A 20279-nucleotide genomic window follows, 5' to 3' on the forward strand; every position below is an offset into this window, starting at 1 on the left:
GCGCACTTTCAAATCATTATATAATGTGTTGTATAAAGCTAAATGATTGCCCTGGGTAGAGAATTATATCTTCAACCAAGTACTGGGCCTCTTCTGGACTCATTTGTAGGCGCTTTATAAGGTTTACCTTTGCTTGAGGCAAAGTCCACGCATGGTAGTGAATACCTATATCTGATTCCATCATCGCAAGCATCAATGTTTTATCTTTATTAGACATATCCGTAGCGCTCGCCATTGCAGGTAAGTCTCGATAGTTAGCCTGCCAATCTAAGCCTTCTATTAATTTTTCATCAGATAAATACTGAACTAAAAACGATTTTTGGTGAGAAGTTGGCAGCTTACTGTCGAATGCAACACGATCTAATACTTTTATTTTTTCGTTTAAAAGAGTAACCCATTCTAACGGTGAATGTACTTCGCCACTAAAGTAATTAAGTTTGCTCTGATACCACTGAGTGCCATTTGGCAGACCTCTTAGACCGACACTTCCTCTTGGCTTATAACTAGCTAAATAATCGCTAAAAGCTCTTATATGGCTTTTAAGCGCTGGTTGAACATCGTTACTTGCTATCGCACTTAATACATAGCTTTGTAACAATGTAAGTTCAACCTTGTTCAGCTTTAAATTGCTTTGTTGAGCACTGTCTAGGGTATCTTGGGTTAACTTGAGCCAATTAATAACATTATCAGGTGTGTTTTTTGAGCCTTCAAAAGCAAGCATGTTTTTTAACACATTTACTTGGGCCGGCCAATTAAAGTAGCGCTCAGGGAAACGCTCTGCAATTACCAAATAGTTTACTTGCGCAATTTGATTTAGATTAAGCTCCATACCCATTAGGCTCTGATAAATAGTATGGCGTTTTGTTAAATAAGCATCAGAGAAAACCAACTGATCTTTTTCAATGTTATTGCCTTTAGTAGCACCTGTTTGTACAAGCGCCATGTTTAAAGCTTTTAAAGCGACTTGTGCGTCCTCAAACGACTCATAAGGTTGAGACTGCTTTGAACATGCAGTTAAAAATAGGCACAGTAATGATGATAAAAAGAGCTTTTTATACATAGTAGTTCCAATAAAAAAAGCCCCAGAGGGGCTTTTTATAAGTTGCTTAAGCTAATTAAAATTAAATTTTAACACCGTTGCGAGCGGCTTTATCTTTAATATATGTAGACCAACCTTTTGCAAACTTACGTGTGCGAGGGTCATCCATAGCTTTAGTAATTGCAGCATATGCTTGCTTATACTTACCTTGGTAGTAATACGCTTCAGCTAAATCTGAATAAATTGTGCCTTTTTTGTCAGAGCCAAGCTCTAATGCTTTGTTCAAGCGAACAATAGCAGCACTGAATTTTTCAGATTGTAAAAGTAATGAACCTGCTTTGCGGTAAAGCTCAGCGTCGTCATCAAATTTAGCAGCATCTTCGTAGTACTTAGCAGCTTTTTCTAAATCTTTAGAACGATGGTAATTACTCGCAATCGCGCTAACATTCTGCTTTGTACGTTCTACTTTTTCACTCTTAATGGCCTTTTCTAGCGTTACAGCTGCTTTATAAGGGATCTCATTTAGAGAGTAAAAGTTAGATAAGACTTTATACTCAACTTCATTTTCAAAGTAACCATTCTTGTATGCAACTTCCATAGTTGCTAAACCTTTAGAATAATCTTCAGTTTGTAGGTAATACTTACCTAAGCTAACCCAAGCTTTTTTATCATCAGGCCATACACGAACAATTTCTTCGCCAATTTTAACCATGTTTGCATAATCTTTAAGCTCAAAGTATGCGCCAAGTTTTAATTGGTAAGGGCCTTTGTTAGGCTCTTTTTGAAGTTTTATTGCCTTATCTGCTGGTTCAAAAACATCACGGTATTGCTCTAACTGATAGTTAGCTTGAGCAATACGTGTATAAACCGTAGGGTCCTCTTCACCGGTAAAGTCCATCCAAGCTACATATGCTTTTTTAGCTTCTTGGAACTTTTCTGTACCAGCGTATAAGTCACCTAACAACTTAAGAGTTTGTTCTTGATCAGCAAAGTTTAAAACATCAGGTGCAACGGCTTGCTTAGAGTACTTGATCGCTTCGTCATACTTTTCTTTTTGAGCGTACATGCTACCTAAGTAACGATTTACGGTCGCTTTATCAAAGTCATTCGAAGGCTCGATTTCTCTAAGCAAAACAATTGCTTCATCAACTTTTTCTTCGTTGTACAAATCAAATGCTTTAATTACTTTTTTACCAGTACGCTCGCCCATGATTTTAGTTTTTGCTTTTTTACGCTCTTCAATCTTTGCGTAATCCGGCGCTGCTAAAACAGATGCACTTAAAGTAGCACCCGACACAGACATAAGAATTGCAAGAGCAGTTACTTTAGAAAAATTTCTCATTACTCGCCTCCTTAGTTGCCTTGGTTAAGTTTAAAGTCTAATTGAACTTGTAAACCTGGTTGTTTCTGTGGTTTTCCGTCAATGATCTTAGGACGGTACTTCCACTTACGCAGTGCACGTTTAGCTTCACGGTCAAAGATACGTTTCGGATCTGCGTCGATTACTTCAACGTCAGTTACTCCACCTAACTCATCAATTGTGAATGAAAGTTGAACCCAACCTTCTTTACCATCACGTGCTGCTTGCGTTGGATATTTTGGTTCTATACGAACGATAGGTGTCGCATCACCATCTCGTCCAAATGCACCAGGACCACTTAGTCCACCTGCCGAACTACCAACATCAATGCTTCCCATATTAAATGACATAGCACCAGGATTTGGATTATTATTTTCCGGCTGTGGCGGCTGCGGTTTAGGCGGCTGCTTTGGCGGTGGCGGAGGAGGAGGCGGTACACGCTTCCTCTCCTGCACCTTAGATTCAGGCGGATTCGTCATTATTTCGACTATGATCTGCTCTTTTTGTTCCGTATTACGGTCAGCCCCACCAGAGATGAGGAATGCCATGAAGTAGAACAAGCCGAAAGTAACTGCCCCACCTGCAATCAGTGAAAACAGAAAACGAATCATTACTGATCTCCAGCTATTGAAATTCTCAGGTTATCACCCGTCGCTTTAATCTGGTCCATAACTTTAACCACTACGCCGTGTTTTGCTTCTTTATCAGCTTGCAAAATTACAACTTCAGTAGGTTGTTCTGCTAATAAACTTTCGATTTTTGCTGAAATACGTTCAACATCAACCTGCTGTTTATCAATCCAGATCTCGCCGTTACTACGAATAGCAATAAAAATGTTAGCATTTTTTTGCTTAGTAGCTTGAGCCGCTTTAGGTTTATTGACCTCGATACCAGCCTCTTTAACGAACGATGTAGTTACGATAAAGAAAATAAGCATGATAAATACGATGTCAAGCATTGGCGTCATATCAACCGCTGCTTCTTCTTCTTCACGAAAACGTTGTTTACGTGCCATATTTAATTCTCTCTCTAGTGATGAGGCATACTATCAATAAGTTTGGCTTTCACCATTTTAGCTTTTGTCTCAAGACGTGAGCTAAAAAATACTCCAGATAATGCCGCAACCATTCCAGCCATTGTTGGGATTGTTGCCATTGAAATACCTGATGCCATTAAACGTGCGTTACCCGTACCCTGGTTGGCCATGGTTTCAAAAACCGAGATCATACCAGTAACAGTACCAAGTAAGCCTATTAAAGGACAAACAGCTACTAATGTCTTAATCAACAACATACGCTGATCTAATTTTTCAGACGCTTCAGAAATCCATGCTTCACGGATTCTGTGTGCGTACCAAGACGTAGTGTCTTGGCGGGCATCCCACTTTGCTACAATTTCTTTCGCTGTGCGAGGAAATTCTGCAAGTAGGAACCAATAGCGCTCAATCATTAAAACCCACATAAGAAAGAGTGCTATCGCGACCACGTATAAAACCTGGCCGCCTGTGCCAACAAAATCCCTGATAGATTCCCATATCTCCATCAGGACTAGCATTAGGCTTTCTCCTTCTCCGCGTGAGTAGCAACGATACCCGCGCTTTGCTCATCAAGGATGTGTAATACCGACTTACTACGACCAGCTACAAGAGCATGAAGTAGAATTAGTGGTAATGCAGCAATTAGACCTAGCGCTGTAGTTACAAGTGCTAGAGAGATGTTACCTGCCATGATCTTCGGATCACCCGTACCGAACAATGTGATTGTTTGGAACGTTAAGATCATACCGATTACTGTACCTAGTAGACCTAGTAACGGTGCGATTGCAGCAAGAATCTTAATTATATTGATACCAGCTTCAATGCGTGGCGTTTCACGTAGAATCGCTTCATCAAGTTTAAGCTCAAGGTTTTCAACATCTTGGTTCTTGTTGTCATGGTACACTTTAAGAATACGACCCAGTGGGTTATTTGTATTCGGTGTAGCAACATTTTTAAGCTGGCTCTTAATCTTACTAGTAGTAAGTGTAAGGTCAACAAAGCGGATTAGAGTAATTAGCATACCTAGGCCAAGTAAAGCCGTGATGATATAACCAACTACGCCACCTTGATGGAAGTATTCCATAAGGGTCGCTTTTTGAGTGTTGATACGTAAGATAGCACCACGAGTCGGATCTATGTAAACACCAGCGTAGTTATCTGGTGATGTATTTTCTAGAGCCGTGATACCGTCTAAGATATAACCGTCTGGTTGCTTACCTAGAGGCTGGATAGACTTAGTCTCTGGTGAATAAATTAAGTAACCATCGTCTGTAACTAAGTTAAAGTTACCGATACGTGTTACTTTTTTCATTGACGGGTTACCGTCAAGACCAGCAACTTCAGTTTCAAAAGTTGAAACTTTAGCTGATTCTGTCATTTCAGTTTGAAGTGAAATCCAAAGTTCTTCAAGTTCGCGAACTGTAGGAAGTTCTTTAGCAGCTGCTAATGAACGTAAGATTTCAGCACGACCTGGTTTTTCAGCACTAACTAGTGACGCTTCGATAGAACCGATAGCATCTTGAGCTGCACGACGTACAACACCAAACATCTCACCTAAAGTACCTTGGGCACTTTGAAGAGCTGCTTCTTTTTCAGCTAGCGTATTTTCGTTTTGTGCATATTGCTTAGCTAAGCTTTCACCACGAGACTTCTCAGAAGCAAGTTGGCTTTTAGCTTTGTTAAGTAATGCTTGCTTGTCAGCACGTTCTGATAAGAACTCTTGCTCACGTTGCTTATTGATTTTACCTTCAGAGATACGCTCTTGCTTTACTTGCTCAAGAATTTTATCTAGAGCTCCAGTATTTGCATGTGCATTAAGCGCGGTACCTGCAGAAACAGTTAGTACTGCTGCAACAGCAAAACCTTTAAATAGTTTCTTCATTATTGATTACTCCGCGCCAAAGATAGGTAGTTTAACAAGTTCTAATGTCGCTTGCTTACGCGCCATACGAATAACTTCTTTAACAGGTTTTAGGTATTCTTCGCCTAATTCTTTCCACTGTTTAGTGTTGTTATCCCACACCCAAGCATGTTTCAAGTCAAAAGACTGAGCAACGTAAGTGATACGACCTAACTGACCGATATCAACGTTAATGCTTTTACCATCAACTTCTAGAGTACCTTGTGAAGCAGATACAAGTGAGCTGTATGCTGTTTCAATAGTGTAAGCTTCAAGTACTTGACGGAATTTTTCAGACGTCGTTACAGACGCAGAAACCATGATCTCACGTAGTCTTTCAACACGTCCTAAACGCGTTTCAAGATTAAATGGAACGTCCGCTTTGATGAATTGCTCAAGCGTATCGATCATGCGATACATCAAAGGCACAACGTTTTGTTTAGTGTTATCAATAGTCGCGATTTGACGATCAAACGATTCAATTGAAGCGTTTTGGCTATCAACCAAGCGCGACACGTGATCGTTATACACTTTCATAAGTTCAGTCTCATCAACAACGCTACGGTACTCAGCGATTAGCTCCTGAGTTTGACCATATACATTGTCAATTTTAGTTTGAGACTTAACCGCAGCCTTTTGAATTTGTTGACCTGCTTTTTGCACGTCATTCAAAGGATCTGCAATCACATTGCTGCTTGCAAATGCAAATGCGCCAACCAACGCAGTTGCTACAAGACTCTTTCTGATTTTAACAGACATAGTTCCCAACCAATTAAGTAATGTTACTTTTATAATTTAATTATCCTCCGAGGAGAACAACCCTGATATCTTTTAATAGATATCAACCTTCCAATAATGCTAAATGCAATTAGCGCTGTCAACTTGATGTTTACTAATCTCAGTAAATAAATAGCTAAGTTAATGCTTAAACGAAAGTACCAGCCCACAACGGTTAACATTATTGCAACGAAGCTTTTTCTTAATATTTCTATTAAAGCCTTTTAAGGGGTGTATTTATTCGCATTGCACTGACATAAAACAACATTATTGCAACATTTAGCTAAAGCTGAATTCGCACTGAAAAAAAACTAAAAAAAATATAAATTGATATAACAAAAGTTATTTTTTACACGATTTTATCGTGTTTTATCGCCTCAGTTACACTTCATCTGAAAAAACAAACCATTTGTCGCACAAAAAAACAACACTGGATAATATTTAATATCGGATACTCACGCTTTATATACGTTACTTTTAAAACTATTTTAAAACGTGTTTTTCCATAAATAGTAATAATAAACTCAACAATGCATTTCTTTTAGCAGCATAAAAGCTTTTGATAATTAAACAGGTTGTATTTACCGCTTTAAAGTATTCTTTAATACTATTTTAACGTTAAGGTTAATTCAGTAATTAAGTTAATCATGAAGAGTTACCCTACTTTATTAGTAATACACTATAAATTAAGCTTTACGTTCACATAATAAAGTAATAGAAGCACCTAGAAGCCCTTATCAATGAGTAGCCTTCGTCATACAGAGTAAGCTTGAAACAGAATTTGCATGGATTGATATTGAGCATCGATTTTATTTAAGCTGGTATCAGGCCCATTGAATAAATTCTTATGAATGGTTTTTAAAAGTATTAGAGGAATGTTTTGTTCGTTAGATTATTAGTTGTTTAGCTTTGCAAAGATAGAATGTTTGAGTAGTTTTCTAAGTTTAAAAAAAGGAGAATTTGAGGTATGAAATAAATAGATTTAAGTAAGGGGAATTATGGTGAAACAGAAACCTGCTTCACCAAGATGAACTAGAGTTCACATAATAAATTATGCTGCTTCTACGTTCTCAGCTTCAGGGCCTTTTTGACCTTGTTTGATGCTGAATGTCACTGCTTGACCTTCGCTAAGAGTGCGAAAACCAGAACCAGTGATTGCGCTGAAATGTACAAACACGTCAGGACCATTTTCTTGTTCAATGAAACCAAAGCCTTTAGCTTCGTTGAAAAACTTTACTTTACCAGTAACCGACATACTAAATTTTCCTGTAAGTCAATAATTAAAATTCAGCCATATTATTATGGCAATATCCTCCCTGAGTCAATGCTCAAAAATATGGAGGTACAGTACAGGAACAAGTAATAACCTAACCGGTAACCTTAAACGCAGCACAATATCCGTAAATTCAATACATAAAAACTCAAAGCAAGGTAAGATTAACACATTATATTTTTTTTCGCTCTATTAATTAGGAATTATTTCTTAAAAATATAAATTTGTTTTAAATCGCCTTTAACTGACTAATTTACAAGCAAAAAGCTATAAGTATTATTGTAATATTTATTGCTGTAAGCGAGATCAAAAGCCACCTACAACCACCCTGTCGTCGAATTACGCTTCAATAATATCAAAAGCACAAACAAAAAAGCCGCATTAAAAATTAAGCGGCTTTAGATTTAAATATATTATTGGTTATTCGACAGACCAATCCATTGTATTTTCAGCCTTTATAGGCACAACTTCAGAGTCGCCCAATGTATAACTTGCAGGTACTTTCCACGGCTTTCTTTGTAATGTAATTGTATCTGTATTACGCGGCAATTCGTAAAAATCAGGGCCAAAGTGGCTTGCAAACCCTTCAAGCATGTCCAAAGCTCCTGCATCCTCAAATGCTTCAGCATATAATTCAATAGCAGCATGAGCCGTGTATGCACCAGCACACCCACAAGCAGCTTCTTTTTTATCTTTATAATGTGGTGCAGAGTCAGTTCCTAAGAAGAATTTTTTATTTCCACTTATTGCTGCAGCCATTAATGCTTGCTGGTGAATGTTACGCTTGAGAATTGGCAAACAGTAATAATGTGGGCGAATTCCACCCGCTAACATATGATTGCGGTTATAAAGCAAGTGATGCGCTGTAATTGTTGCCGCTACATTGCTAGGTGCATTAACTACAAACTCTACTGCATCTTTAGTCGTAATATGCTCGAGTACGATTTTAAGCTCAGGAAAGTCATTTACTACATCTCCTAAAATTGTATCCAGAAATACTTTTTCACGGTCAAAAATATCAATCGACGAATCTGTCACTTCCCCATGCACTAACAGCAACATGCCTACTTCTTGCATTGCTTTTAAAGCTGGATAAATATTTTTTACTGATGTAACACCCGAGTCAGAATTAGTGGTAGCGCCAGCAGGGTAAAGCTTAGCTGCTACTATTTTACCTGTCGCTTTAGCTTTTATTATTTCATCTGGTGTAGTTTTATCCGTGAGATACAAAACCATTAATGGCTCAAAGTTGCCTTGTGGATTTGCAGACATAATGCGTTCTCTGTACGACAATGCCGTATCTGTGCACGTTGCTGGCGGAACAAGGTTTGGCATAACAATAGCGCGGCCCATGTATCTGCTAATATCGCGTACAGTGTCTTTTAACTGGTCACCATCACGTAAATGTACATGCCAGTCATCAGGGCGAGTGATAGTAAGGGTTGTTACAGAGTTTGTATTATTACTTGTCATTACTTTGTTCCACGGCTGAATTTATCCGATCATAGGCATATGATGTTTTCGAGTAAAGATTTTATTAAAAATAAAGTTTTTATATGGATAAAATTACTGAGGTACTATTTAAAGCACAATGAGCAAATTCAATGTTATTAGCTTATTGTAATGATTTATGATTAATTAAAACTCGCTATATTAAAACTTTACAGTGTATGAAACCACTCATCGCTTTAATTTGTACAAAAACCCAAGATTAGGTTAACTTAACTGCGAATTTAAAAATAAAAAGAACAATATAAATTGCCTATGTCTTATAAAACCGATGCTACTAGAGCGCTTGAGATAAAAACTGATCAACTAAGTATCATTAATCAATTTTCATCTAGCCTATTGCAACTCGATACATTAGAAGAATTGTTTGAGTATGTTACAACGCACGTTGTAAATCGCTTAGGGTTTGTTGATTGTGTCATATATCTAGCTGACAATAATGCAAATACATTAAACCAAGTTGCATCAATGGGTATTGCACACGCGCGGGACAAATATCAAGCGGAACGTAAAATAATACGTTTTAGTGAAGGTATAACGGGCGCAGTTGCAACGACCGGAAAAGCGGTAATTATTAACGATGTAACGAAAGACAGCCGTTATATCCCTGATGAACGCCCTGCTCAATCAGAACTATGTGTTCCCCTTATATATAAAGAACAAGTTTTAGGTGTTATTGATTGTGAGCACCCAATCAAAGGTTATTTTACCAATGCACACCTTGAAATTCTTACAACAGTTGCTCACTTACTCAGTGCCAAGATTAACCAGGTTAATACAGTAAACAACTTACAAAAAACAGTTGAGCAACTCAACAATGCACAAAAATTAGAAAACAGCTTATTACAAATAGCTAACCTAACTTACAAAGCGAATGACCTAGATACATTTTTTAAAGCCTTGCATTCAATCATAAATAACTTACTTCGAGCCGATAACTTTTTTATCGCTCTATACGACAAAAAAGTAGATATACTTGACCTCGTTTACATAGTCGAAGAAGGCATAAACACTAAAACTCATCAAAAAATATCTAAAGAACAACTTAAAGATACCGCTTCATATTACCTTCTAAAAACAGAGCAAACCCTATTACTTAACAAAGATGCCTTTCAAAGTCACATTAATAACGGTGATTTTAAAATGGTAGGTCGGCAATCTGAGTCTTGGTTAGGTGTTCCATTTCAAACAAGTGATCGTATAAGCGGGGTTATCGTTGTACAAAGCTACGATAAAACACTGCATTACAACAAACACGATAGTGCTCTTCTAACGTATGTAAGTCGCCAAATAAGTATGGCAATTGATAGGCAATTAGCCCGCCAAGAACTTGAGCACAAAGCATTACATGACGAGCTTACAGGCCTTGCTAACCGCTCACTACTTATTGAACGTATAAAACATGCTATTTTACGTTTAACGCGTGCTAAAAAGAGTACTAGCCATGCCCTGTTGTATCTAGACTTTGACCGTTTTAAAAGTATTAATGATTCGCTCGGGCATGAAGTTGGGGACCACTTCCTTATAAAAATATGCGACTTGATTAAAGGTACAGTACGAAGCACGGATACATTTGCACGTTTAGGCGGCGATGAATTTGCAATTTTTATGGAAAACATCACGCATAAAAACCAAGTTAATGAAGCTTTAAACCGCATTAAAAACGCATTATCAAAACCTTTAAATATAGATAACCACTTACTCCAAGCATCAACGAGTATTGGGATTGCCTATACAGATAACGTAAACGACAAAGCTTATATATTACTGCAACAAGCCGATGCCGCTATGTATGAAGCTAAGTCAACCGGACGTGGTCAGGTAAAGTTTTTTAATAACACGATGCGTAAAAAACTTAAAACCCATGCCGATATAGAAAACGACTTACAACACGGTATAGAACACAACGAGTTTGAACTCTATTTTCAGCCAATTTTCACAATTAATACCAGTGAAGTTATCGGCTTTGAAGCACTTGTTCGTTGGCACCACCCTACAAAAGGGTTTGTACCCCCTAATGACTTTATACCGATAGCTGAAACTACAGGGCAAATTATAAATCTTGATTTACATTTACTTGATTTGGCGGCCCAGCATATTTCAAATTGGCACCAACAAGGCCATCGCTTTTTAAAAGTCACCGTTAACGTATCGTCACGACACTTTGCAAGCCTCGATTTTGTAGCGCAAATACATTCCATTTATAATAAGTACCAATTACCTCTAGGTTCTTTATGCTTAGAAATTACCGAATCTGGCTTAATAGAAAATCTAGAACTCGCCACTCAAATAATTGAAGGTCTCTCACCTCTAAAAGTAAAATTATGTCTTGATGATTTTGGAACAGGTTATTCAGCACTAGGCTACTTGCACCAACTGCCTATTCATATTTTAAAAATAGATAAAAGCTTTATTGACCATCTACAGGATTCTACTAACCCACTTGTTGAAGCCATTTTATCACTTGCGCAATCATTAAAACTTGAAGTTGTAGCTGAAGGAATAGAAACAGTTGAGCAATTAACTATTTTGCAATCCACCGCGTGCGACTATGGCCAAGGCTTTTTAAAATCAAAACCTGTTACTGCCAAAGAAGCCATATTACTAATTAATAAACCCTTATAAAAAGAGCCAGCGAGTAGGTCGCTGGCTTAGGTATTACGCATATACTCTCCCATTGAGCTAAACTTAAGCTATAAGGCAAAACGACTCTATTTTTTAAAGCACAATCTAAAGTAAGCATTCAACAAACCTCACCTCATACCGTTATCAGCATGGTTAAAACTCACGCTGAGCTAAAACGCACAGCAATCGTTATATCTAAAATACAACATGAAGCAAACTCATCTAAAACTCATCAAACCAGTTTTCAAATGACTTTTATCATTACTAACTCTAATATTTTCACGATTCATAGCGATAAACTGCAATAAAACGCATAACTTTAGCCATCTAGACGTTGAAACGTTTTTTATATAGGCGTAGTATGTAATTAATCTGAGCTGAACTCACTTTTCCCATGAGAATTTTTAAAGATGATTGGTATTAAACATTTAAAAACCATAGCAACCCTAAAAGAAACAGGATCTTTGGTTAATACAGCACGAGAGTTATTTTTGACACAGTCTGCTTTATCTCATCAAATCAAAGATTTAGAGAATAAATTGGATTGCCAATTATTTGAGCGTAAAACTCAACCAGTCCGCTTTACCCCTCAGGGAATGCTATTACTTGAATTAGCTCACGAAATATTGCCAAAAATGGAAGCGACTAAATGTCGTTTAAAAGAAAGCTTAAACCAGCCTATTTCTCAACTACGTTTGAGCGTGGAATGCCATGCATGTTTTCATTGGTTATTACCTACTATTAAAGAATTTAATAACTTTTGGCCTGATATAAAAATTGATTATGAACGTGGCTTTAGTTACGACGCTATTCCTGACTTACTAAGCGATGAGCTCGATTTAGTTTTAACGTCTGACATACGCGAACCCGACACATTAGAATACGCGCACTTATTTGATTTTAAATTGAAGCTTATTGTGGCGCCGGATCATGAACTTGCTAAAAAAGCGTATGTAACAGCGCTTGATTTAAAAAACGAAACTATTATTTCATACCCTATCCCGCGTGAACGCCAAGATATATTTAAGCATTTCATTCAAAATGCTCGTTTTGACGGTACACTAAAAACGGTTGACCAAGGGCTACTTATTTTTCAACTAGTAAGTGCTGGAATGGGCGTTGCTGCTTTGCCCGATTGGCTAGTTACACCTTATGAAAGCCAAGGCTTAATTAAATCAATTCCTTTAGGCGCTCTTGGTCTTACTCGCCCTATGTATTTAGCGATGAAAAAAGACATGAAAGATAACCCTGTTTATCGTCACTTTTTAAATACCTGTAAGCTAAATAACGGTCGATAATCATCAATATAATAAGTAATATCGCTGTAATTAACTCTACAGCGTTTAACTCTTATGTTTGTTATTAAAAAAATGATTGGTGGTTTACTTATGCCACTGCCTCTATTTGGTTTATTTGCGTGTCTGATGCTCCTACTGGCATTTAAAGGCCGCAAATCAGCTCTCTTTTTGTCTACTTTAAGTTTAATTGTATTACTTGCATTGAGCACACCCTTTATCGCCAATTTAATTATCCAAAATAATGAACCTGCGTCGCTTGCATTTAATACTCTAAAGCATCCAAAAATAGACAAAATAGTTGTACTAGGTTGCGATATAAACCCAAATCCTGCACTCAGTGCTAATAATCAATTAGGTAATTGTGCGCTAACGCGCTTGGTAGAAGGTGTAAAACTGGCAAAGCACTACTCTAACGCAGAGCTTATAGTTTCAGGCGGGGGTTATAAAAATACCACTAATAGCGGGCTTATGTATCAAACGGCAATTAGTTTAGGCGTTAATAAGAGCCGTATTTTCCAAAATCCAAAAGCAATGGACACAGGTGAAGAAGCTAAATTACTGGCATCAAAATTAGTCGACTTTAAAGTTGCACTAGTAACATCTGTACTGCACATGCCCCGTGCCAAAGACTTATTTAATGCTCAAGGTATTGAAGTCATAACCGCAGCCACTGATTATCATAATTTTGCTGCACTTCCATGGAGCAAGCAGTTTATTCCCAATGCTCATGCCTTACTTGTGGTTACGCAATACAGTCACGAAGTAGTAGGAAATATATGGATAAGTTTGCGCCGCTGGATAGATCCAGAGGCGCTGTAACTTATATAGCCTAATTAAACTGGGTTATCTATGTCTATAAATGTCACATCAAAACCATGCTCTTGAGCAAGTAACTCACCTAGTGCTTTTACACCATAGCGTTCTGTTGCATGATGCCCGGCTGCAAAAAAATCAATGTTTTGCTCACGAGAACTATGAATTGTCTGCTCCGATGCTTCACCCGTTAAATAAGCATCAATGCCTTGCTCTGCTGCTAAGTCAATATATCCTTGCCCACCACCAGTACACAGTGCAATGGTTTCTATTTTAGCTGAGCGTACTAAGCTTGTGAGCGGGGTTCGATTAAGCACTTTTGCAATTTTATCTGCAAAATCTTCACTACTTAATGGTGTTTTTAAACGCCCTTTCATTGCTACGCTATTTGAAGTTGGCTCTAGCCCTGTTTCAATTTCAATATCTAATAACTTTGCAAGTTGTGCGTTATTGCCAACTGCTGGATGAATATCGAGTGGTAAGTGATAGCCGAATAAATTAATATCGTTTGCTAGTAGTGCGCCTATGCGACGCTTTTTCATACCCGTTATTGGTTGAGATTCCCCTTTCCAAAAAAAACCATGATGAACCAAAATAGCATCTGCTTGTTGCTCAATGGCAGCTTCTATTAAAGCTTGACTTGCGGTTACACCCGTCACAATTTTTTTAATTTCGTTTTTACCTTCGACCTGTAAGCCATTTGGGCAAAAATCTTTTATTAAATGAGGTTTCAAAATGTCATTTAGGAGTTGGTTAAATTCTCTACGTTGCATACAACTTACCTTACTTAGCACTGAATTTTGTGCAAATTTTGGCGTTTATAGGCCTAAAATGGAAGGAAAATCGCAAAAAATTGAAAAACTGTTTTAAAATAGGTATAAATACCTCTTCTTTATCTGTGTTCACAACGTATAGGGTCTCTGATGAGCAAACTAGACAAAACAGAAGTGTTATCTGCCTTTGAAGCAGCGTACGAAACTGCCAATGGTAAAAAACCTGAAATCACAACCAAACCTGGTTGGTACAGCATTGATGGCGGTAAAAATTTACGCCTAGCTGACGTAGCAGAGCTTACTAAAAAATTAAACTCTGGTAAAACAACTAAAACGAAAAAACCAAAAGCAGCTGCTCCTGTTAAAGCACAGAAAAAAGCGCCATTCACTGTTGTTACCGAAAATGAAGAAGGTTACACAGCGGAAGAACTTTGGATTGTAATTTTAGCTCGTAAAGATCATGACTGTCGCTTACCGCGCGGTGTTGTTTAATCAACATTTATGATTTTTAAAAGAAACCGCGTTAAGCGGTTTTTTTATGTGCGCGATTTACCGTGGAAGACAGTAACCACTTTGCAGCAAAGCCACAAATAACAATGAACATCGTCCCGACTAATACTGGCATAATTAAAAAGTCCCAACTTTGTCCAGATACAATAATCAGAATAGGGTTAGCACCCGCCGCAGGGTGGACTGTTTTAGTGAGCATCATGAGTGTAATTGCAAAACCAACGGCCAATGCAATAGATACACTCCCGTCACCAACATAGGTTACAAAAATGATCCCCACAAATGCTGTTAAAAGATGACCAAAAATCACATTTTTTGGTTGTGCTAATGGGCTATTTGGTATGCCAAATACAAGTACTGCCGTTGCGCCAAAAGGTGCCATTAACCACAGTCCATAGCCTCCAATATTATTCAGCCAAGATAAAAAACCCAATACTAGCGCTGAAAAAAAGCCAGCAACACAGGCTAATTTAATATCTTCAATATTCATGCTACATCCTCAAATAAGGCAGACAGACTTGTCTACCTGGCAATGATAGACAAGTCTGTCTACTTATGTCAAGATACCTTTCAGCTAATATTTAAGGGGTTTTATGAATAAACAAGAGCAAATTATTACAACAGCACTTAATCTCTTTTATAGCAAAGGATTACATGCTGTGGGTATTAATGAAATTCTAGCCGTTTCAAGTATCGCTAAAAAAACGCTTTATAATCACTTCGCAAGCAAAGATGAGCTAATACTTGCTTGCTTAGCCACACGTGATAAAAATTTTAATAATTGGCTAGAACAAGTCTGTGATAAACAAAGCGCCCTTGACGTTGCGAATGGATTATTTAAAGGTTTAGAGAGCTGGTTTAATAGTGGAGTGCCGGAATTGGGCGATTTTAATGGATGCTTCTTCATAAACGCAGCAGCAGAATACCCACTCGCAGCGCATACTATTGCAATTCAGTGTAAGGCACATAAACAAGCTGTATTTAAAATTATATTGAATGCTTTACTTGCCACTCCTCAGCTAAAAAATAATAAAGCTAAAGCCGAAAATGTCGCACAAACATTATTTACTCTAAAGGAAGGGCTTATATGCCAAGCACGTGTCATGCATACTCAACCGCTTACTATGCCAAGTACTGCTTTGCTAAAACACATAATACAAAGCTAAAAAAAGCGGCTATGTAGCCGCTTTAAGAAGTTTAAAGTAAATTACAGTTCTTCAAAATAAAGTGGTTCGCGTTCTTTTTTACCCACTTCATTCATTGTCTCTGCATTGAATAGTCGACCATTGATCATGGTGTAATCTACTTTATCCGAATCTCGAATATTTTTAAGCGGATCGCCATCTATAACCATTAAATCAGCCAGTTTGCCCACTTCAAGCGAGCCTACGTTTTTATCAAGTCCTAAATACTTAGCCGGATCGAGTGTTGATGCACGTATTGCCTCAAGCGGTGTCATTCCGCCTTGTGCGAACATCCACATCTCCCAGTGTGCACCTAAGCCTTCACGCTGACCGTGCGCACCTAAGTTAACTAATACACCTAGGTCTTGCAGCTCAGCAGCAACGCGTGCGTTATTAAAGTGATTATAGTGATGATCGGGCGCTTTAATGCGGCGCATAGAGCGTGGTAATAATTGATTTTTTGGCACAAATTTACTTAAACGTGGATGATTCCACACATCAGTTTTATCGTACCAGTAGTTCTCACCCCAAATGCCACCATAAGCCACTACAAGTGTTGGTGTGTAACCAACATCACTTTGCGACCATAACTGCTTTATATCGTCATATATGTTCTCTACAGGGATTGAATGCTCAATACCTGTGTGTCCATCTACAATCATACTTAAGTTATGTTGTAATAATGAGCCACCTTCAGGGACAACCATCATTTCAAGTTCACGGCCTGCTTCAATAACTTGTTGGCGCTGCTCTCGGCGTGGCTGGTTATACGATTTAACACTAAACGCCCCTACTTTTTTAAGGCGCTCTAAATGAAATTTAGCATCGTCTAACGAGTCAATATGCGACGTATAACCTGGCATATTTGCGCCATATAAAATAGTACCCGTTGAGAAAATACGCGGACCAACAATCATGCCTGCCTTTTGCATTTCGCTTGCGGTAAATATTTCTGAGGTATCATTTGATGGATCGTGAATTGTAGTTACACCCAGCGCTAAACCTGCAAAGTTTTTCCAGTTTTGCTCAGGTATAATTTCACCGCTTGCTTGCGAGCCATGTGCATGAGCATCAACAATACCAGGCATAATTGTTTTGCCTGTTACATCAATAACCTCAGCACCTTTAGGGATGCTTATCTCGCTGGCTGTACCAATTGCTTTAATATGCTTGCCATCGGTGATGATTACACCATTTTCAATAACCTTTTCGCCATCCATAGTTATAATTTTTGCACCAGTGAGCGCAATCATGCCTTTAGGCTCTGCCATTTTTTTACTGAAACCAATATTATCGCCACTTTTCACTTTAAAGTCGGCATCTTCGGCTTTGTTAATGGCAAACATCCCCTCAAGGCTTGCATGATAAAGCTCAGGCCCTAATGTCCAATAAAGTTTGTTGCTCTTAGCACTCCAGCTAATGTTTTCACCAGCACGTACCGATAACTGCTCTATTGGGAATTGACTGTCTTTAGGCCCAATATTAATTGTTTTACCACTTTGAACAAACGGCGTTACAAATACTTTAAATCGCTCAGCAAAAGCGAGGTATTGCCCATCTGGTGATACTCTAAATTCAGTAGCATGCTCTGATTCGTACAGTTTGCGAACTTTTTTACTTTCAAGCTCAACTACGCTAAGCGTTGGTTTTGGCCAGGGACTCATTATAAAAACGCGATCGTTTGCATCTCCAAATTGTGGTTGATATCCACTTTTTGAAATAAGCTCACTTTTACCGCCTTTTGCGCTTACGCTATATATACCAGGGTTAAGTGACCATTTAGGGTTTAAAATACTGCCGCCAGTAGCTTTTCGATAAACAACCGTTTTACCATCTGGGCTAAACGTTGGCTCTACATATTTCCCAGGCTCTTTAGTAATTGTATCGCCACGACCACTGCGCGCAGAAACCACTCTTACAGACCCTTGTTTGTTATCATCCCATGTGGTGTAAACTATTTTTTTACCATCGCGAGAGTACTGTGGAAATAATTCGTAATGATCTGTTTGCTTTGTTAAACGCTTAATTTTACCCGACTCTAAATCACGTTTATAAATATGCCCAAGCGCTTCAAAAATTGCCGTTTCGCCATCTGGGCTTACTTGCACATTACGCAGCATTTTTACATCAAACTCATCAGTATCTAAGTTTTGTGTAAAGCGCACCGCTTTTTGAATTTTTTTACTTGTTTGCACTTTAAAAGGAATGGTTTTTACAGATTTGTCTGCAACATCTAGCTTGTGAATTGTGCCACCAGCCCAAAACACCAGTTCTTCGTTATCTGGTGTCCATGCAATGGTTGGGTATACACCATGAATAGCCCAGGTTTCTTGCATATCTCGCTCAAGCTTATCGTAAAGCTTAGTGTGCTCACCGCTGGTTAAGTCATATAAATAAAGACTAGTTTGAAAATCATCACGCTTTATATACGCCAGTTTTTTTCCATCAGGTGACGGTGTAGGCCTAATAGCACCGCCCATCGTATCGATTATGGTTTCAATTTCACCCGTTTCACGGTCGTAGCGCTTAATTTTATAAATGCCCGCTACAGAATCTTTTGAATAATGAAAGGTTTTACCGGGTGTTGCATCATGCGAAAAGTATACATAACGACCATTAGGTGAAAACATTGGCTCACCTAAATCTTTTTGATCGTTCTCGCGTTTTGTAAGCTGCACGCCCTTGCCACCCGCTTTATGATACAACCACACTTCACCTGCTCCCAATGAGCGGCTAGCTGTAAAGTGTTTACGCGCAACTAAGTAGTCGCCATCAGGACTCCATGCAGGACTATTTAATAACCTAAAGGTTTCATCGGTAACAGCGTGTTGATTTTCGCCATTTAAGTCCATTATCCAAATGTTATCGCCGCCACCTTGGTCGGAGGTAAACGCAATACTTTTGCCGTTAGGACTAAAGCGTGGTTGCATTTGCCATGCAATATCAGAGGTGAGCTTTGTAGCTGTACCACCACTCATTGGCATAATGTAAATATCGCCAAGTAAGTCAAACACCACAGTTTTACCATCAGGGCTAATATCTATATTCATCCATGTGCCTTGCTCAACGCTAATTGCAGCGTCAACAAATTGCCCTTTTGGTGAATCTACTTGCCATTTTTGTTCGTCTTTTTCAGCGGCATTTACCTGCCCTATCGCTAATGACACCGACAATGCTAATACTGTATGAAGCATTTTTTTCATGCGTTTCTCGCTTGTTTTTGTTGCAGTAAAAACTATTTCACATGATTGCAACAAAAACAAACGCAACTTGCCAGCGTTATATGATAAAGCGCGGTTTATGTAGGTTTAATGCCAAACAATAGGGTCAAATTGATAGTAATTAACTAGCATACTGTAAATTTCAGGATCGTATCGGCGAAGCTCTGCGGGTTTTTCGAGGAAGGTTTCGGTGAGTACAGCAAAAAACTCAGCTTCGTTAGTCGCACCATAGCTGTGAATAACATGCGGCATGCTATAAGCAACGTGACTTTTTAACTGGGTGAAAGCACGGCTAAATACTCGGCCCCACTCTTTGTAATCTGCTGAGCTTTTTAAAATGGGTGTGCCCGTTGTTTTACCTGTTTCTTGATCGAGTTGATGAGCAAACTCATGAAAAACTAAATTATGTCCATCACTTGGCAAGCGGTTACCCTCAAGCACATCATGCCAACTGAGTACAAGCGTGCCGCCAGGCCATGACTCGCCTAGTCTTACCGTATTGTGGTAACTCACAAGTCCTGCACTATCGCGAGTTGATTGTGGGGCGTAATAAGCACTGGGGTATAATAAAATTTCTTTTACATTTCTATATAACGGCCACGGTTTATTAAGCACTAATACACACGCATCGGCGGCTACAATTAACTTCATTGCAGACGTTAGCTTTAAGCCATCACAACCAACGAAGCGTTTTTCATTTAAAAACCACGTAATATGTCGCTCTAACTTTTCTCTGTCGGCATCGGTCATTTTTTTATAGATGGGCATGCAACGCAGTAAAATATCTTTTTGCTGTGAATTTAAAGCAAAGTCTTTATATTTACTGCGCCATAATCGGTTTTGAATTGATGGCCAACGCCAGAAAATCACCACAAAAAGAATTAAAACAACAATTAACAGTCCATTTATCATGGGGATTTCCTGAGCTAAGGTATGGTATATAAATATGTCCAGCACACGT

Annotated in this window: 18 protein-coding genes; 5 read left to right on the top strand and 13 right to left on the bottom strand. The window is 38.5% G+C overall.

Translation table 11 applies throughout. The features are described from left to right. Window positions 1-16: 16 nt before the first annotated feature. The 9 genes from H5115_RS15290 to pyrC all read right to left on the bottom strand — a co-directional run bounded on the left by H5115_RS15290 (window position 17) and on the right by pyrC (window position 8858). Window positions 17-1060 carry a hypothetical protein gene (locus H5115_RS15290; protein ID WP_182756153.1) on the bottom strand — a complete coding sequence of 348 codons (1044 nt, stop codon included), beginning with the start codon at window positions 1058-1060 and terminating at the stop codon, window positions 17-19. 61 nt (window positions 1061-1121) lie between these two features. Continuing rightward, window positions 1122-2381, bottom strand: a complete 1260-nt coding sequence (locus H5115_RS15295) for a lipopolysaccharide assembly protein LapB (RefSeq protein WP_002961712.1) — start codon at window positions 2379-2381, stop codon at window positions 1122-1124. Window positions 2382-2392: 11 nt separating this feature from the next. Further along, window positions 2393-3010, bottom strand: coding sequence for an energy transducer TonB (locus H5115_RS15300; protein ID WP_007583869.1), 618 nt, complete (start codon window positions 3008-3010; stop codon window positions 2393-2395). After that, complete coding sequence (locus H5115_RS15305; protein ID WP_002961710.1) at window positions 3010-3414, bottom strand: biopolymer transporter ExbD; 405 nt, start codon at window positions 3412-3414, stop codon at window positions 3010-3012. Before H5115_RS15305 ends, H5115_RS15300 begins: the two co-directional genes overlap by 1 nt. Before the next feature lie 14 nt (window positions 3415-3428). Beyond that, the gene (locus H5115_RS15310) at window positions 3429-3953 is read right to left on the bottom strand and encodes a MotA/TolQ/ExbB proton channel family protein (RefSeq protein WP_002961709.1); all 525 of its coding nucleotides are present in this window, start codon (window positions 3951-3953) and stop codon (window positions 3429-3431) included. After that, window positions 3953-5317 carry a MotA/TolQ/ExbB proton channel family protein gene (locus tag H5115_RS15315; protein ID WP_002961707.1) on the bottom strand — a complete coding sequence of 455 codons (1365 nt, stop codon included), beginning with the start codon at window positions 5315-5317 and terminating at the stop codon, window positions 3953-3955. The genes H5115_RS15310 and H5115_RS15315 overlap by 1 nt, the downstream gene beginning before the upstream one ends. 6 nt (window positions 5318-5323) lie before the next feature. Next, on the bottom strand, window positions 5324-6094 hold the full coding sequence (locus tag H5115_RS15320) for a DUF3450 domain-containing protein (RefSeq protein WP_024590812.1): 771 nt from the start codon (window positions 6092-6094) through the stop codon (window positions 5324-5326). A 1069-nt stretch (window positions 6095-7163) separates the two neighbouring features. Further along, window positions 7164-7367 (bottom strand): cold-shock protein, encoded by a 204-nt coding sequence (locus H5115_RS15325; RefSeq protein WP_002961702.1) that lies wholly within the window; start codon window positions 7365-7367, stop codon window positions 7164-7166. Between the two features lie 438 nt (window positions 7368-7805). Then, window positions 7806-8858: a dihydroorotase gene (pyrC, locus tag H5115_RS15330; protein ID WP_182673530.1), complete on the bottom strand. Its 1053-nt coding sequence runs from the start codon at window positions 8856-8858 to the stop codon at window positions 7806-7808. Window positions 8859-9149: 291 nt separating this feature from the next. On the opposite strand from pyrC, the gene H5115_RS15335 reads away from it, so the two are divergent. The 3 genes from H5115_RS15335 to H5115_RS15345 all read left to right on the top strand — a co-directional run bounded on the left by H5115_RS15335 (window position 9150) and on the right by H5115_RS15345 (window position 13636). Continuing rightward, window positions 9150-11519, top strand: coding sequence for an EAL domain-containing protein (locus H5115_RS15335; RefSeq protein WP_182756155.1), 2370 nt, complete (start codon window positions 9150-9152; stop codon window positions 11517-11519). Window positions 11520-11929: 410 nt separating this feature from the next. After that, window positions 11930-12817 carry a LysR family transcriptional regulator gene (locus H5115_RS15340; RefSeq protein WP_002961689.1) on the top strand — a complete coding sequence of 296 codons (888 nt, stop codon included), beginning with the start codon at window positions 11930-11932 and terminating at the stop codon, window positions 12815-12817. A 54-nt stretch (window positions 12818-12871) separates the two neighbouring features. Beyond that, a complete protein-coding gene (locus H5115_RS15345) occupies window positions 12872-13636 on the top strand; it encodes a YdcF family protein (RefSeq protein WP_182671658.1) in 765 nt (254 codons plus the stop codon). 14 nt (window positions 13637-13650) lie between these two features. Here H5115_RS15345 and H5115_RS15350 read toward each other — a convergent pair whose 3' ends face one another. After that, on the bottom strand, window positions 13651-14403 hold the full coding sequence (locus H5115_RS15350; RefSeq protein ID WP_182671657.1) for a Nif3-like dinuclear metal center hexameric protein: 753 nt from the start codon (window positions 14401-14403) through the stop codon (window positions 13651-13653). Between the two features lie 150 nt (window positions 14404-14553). On the opposite strand from H5115_RS15350, the gene H5115_RS15355 reads away from it, so the two are divergent. Continuing rightward, window positions 14554-14895 (top strand): hypothetical protein, encoded by a 342-nt coding sequence (locus H5115_RS15355; RefSeq protein WP_002961684.1) that lies wholly within the window; start codon window positions 14554-14556, stop codon window positions 14893-14895. Window positions 14896-14926: 31 nt separating this feature from the next. Here the strand turns inward: H5115_RS15355 and H5115_RS15360 are convergent, their stop codons facing one another. Beyond that, the gene (locus H5115_RS15360) at window positions 14927-15403 is read right to left on the bottom strand and encodes an HPP family protein (protein ID WP_182756157.1); all 477 of its coding nucleotides are present in this window, start codon (window positions 15401-15403) and stop codon (window positions 14927-14929) included. A gap of 103 nt (window positions 15404-15506) precedes the next feature. Between H5115_RS15360 and H5115_RS15365 the strand changes: the two genes are divergently transcribed. After that, entirely contained in the window at window positions 15507-16079 is a 573-nt protein-coding gene (locus tag H5115_RS15365; protein ID WP_182756158.1) for a TetR/AcrR family transcriptional regulator, read from the top strand. Between the two features lie 41 nt (window positions 16080-16120). Here H5115_RS15365 and H5115_RS15370 read toward each other — a convergent pair whose 3' ends face one another. Further along, a complete protein-coding gene (locus H5115_RS15370) occupies window positions 16121-19300 on the bottom strand; it encodes an amidohydrolase family protein (RefSeq protein ID WP_182756160.1) in 3180 nt (1059 codons plus the stop codon). Window positions 19301-19405: 105 nt separating this feature from the next. Continuing rightward, a complete protein-coding gene (locus tag H5115_RS15375; protein ID WP_024595522.1) occupies window positions 19406-20230 on the bottom strand; it encodes a M90 family metallopeptidase in 825 nt (274 codons plus the stop codon). Between the last annotated feature and the right edge of the window lie 49 nt (window positions 20231-20279).

The organism is Pseudoalteromonas sp. SR44-2 (assembly GCF_014163745.1).
In the GTDB taxonomy this organism is placed as follows: Bacteria; Pseudomonadota; Gammaproteobacteria; order Enterobacterales; family Alteromonadaceae; genus Pseudoalteromonas; species Pseudoalteromonas distincta.

Coding starts and splice junctions, on each gene's coding strand:
- H5115_RS15290 (WP_182756153.1), bottom strand. CDS start 1,060: ATGTATAAAAAGCTCTTTTTATCATCATTACTGTGCCTATTTTTAACT.
- H5115_RS15295 (WP_002961712.1), bottom strand. CDS start 2,381: ATGAGAAATTTTTCTAAAGTAACTGCTCTTGCAATTCTTATGTCTGTG.
- H5115_RS15300 (WP_007583869.1), bottom strand. CDS start 3,010: ATGATTCGTTTTCTGTTTTCACTGATTGCAGGTGGGGCAGTTACTTTC.
- H5115_RS15305 (WP_002961710.1), bottom strand. CDS start 3,414: ATGGCACGTAAACAACGTTTTCGTGAAGAAGAAGAAGCAGCGGTTGAT.
- H5115_RS15310 (WP_002961709.1), bottom strand. CDS start 3,953: ATGCTAGTCCTGATGGAGATATGGGAATCTATCAGGGATTTTGTTGGC.
- H5115_RS15315 (WP_002961707.1), bottom strand. CDS start 5,317: ATGAAGAAACTATTTAAAGGTTTTGCTGTTGCAGCAGTACTAACTGTT.
- H5115_RS15320 (WP_024590812.1), bottom strand. CDS start 6,094: ATGTCTGTTAAAATCAGAAAGAGTCTTGTAGCAACTGCGTTGGTTGGC.
- H5115_RS15325 (WP_002961702.1), bottom strand. CDS start 7,367: ATGTCGGTTACTGGTAAAGTAAAGTTTTTCAACGAAGCTAAAGGCTTT.
- pyrC (WP_182673530.1), bottom strand. CDS start 8,858: ATGACAAGTAATAATACAAACTCTGTAACAACCCTTACTATCACTCGC.
- H5115_RS15335 (WP_182756155.1), top strand. CDS start 9,150: ATGTCTTATAAAACCGATGCTACTAGAGCGCTTGAGATAAAAACTGAT.
- H5115_RS15340 (WP_002961689.1), top strand. CDS start 11,930: ATGATTGGTATTAAACATTTAAAAACCATAGCAACCCTAAAAGAAACA.
- H5115_RS15345 (WP_182671658.1), top strand. CDS start 12,872: ATGTTTGTTATTAAAAAAATGATTGGTGGTTTACTTATGCCACTGCCT.
- H5115_RS15350 (WP_182671657.1), bottom strand. CDS start 14,403: ATGCAACGTAGAGAATTTAACCAACTCCTAAATGACATTTTGAAACCT.
- H5115_RS15355 (WP_002961684.1), top strand. CDS start 14,554: ATGAGCAAACTAGACAAAACAGAAGTGTTATCTGCCTTTGAAGCAGCG.
- H5115_RS15360 (WP_182756157.1), bottom strand. CDS start 15,403: ATGAATATTGAAGATATTAAATTAGCCTGTGTTGCTGGCTTTTTTTCA.
- H5115_RS15365 (WP_182756158.1), top strand. CDS start 15,507: ATGAATAAACAAGAGCAAATTATTACAACAGCACTTAATCTCTTTTAT.
- H5115_RS15370 (WP_182756160.1), bottom strand. CDS start 19,300: ATGAAAAAAATGCTTCATACAGTATTAGCATTGTCGGTGTCATTAGCG.
- H5115_RS15375 (WP_024595522.1), bottom strand. CDS start 20,230: ATGATAAATGGACTGTTAATTGTTGTTTTAATTCTTTTTGTGGTGATT.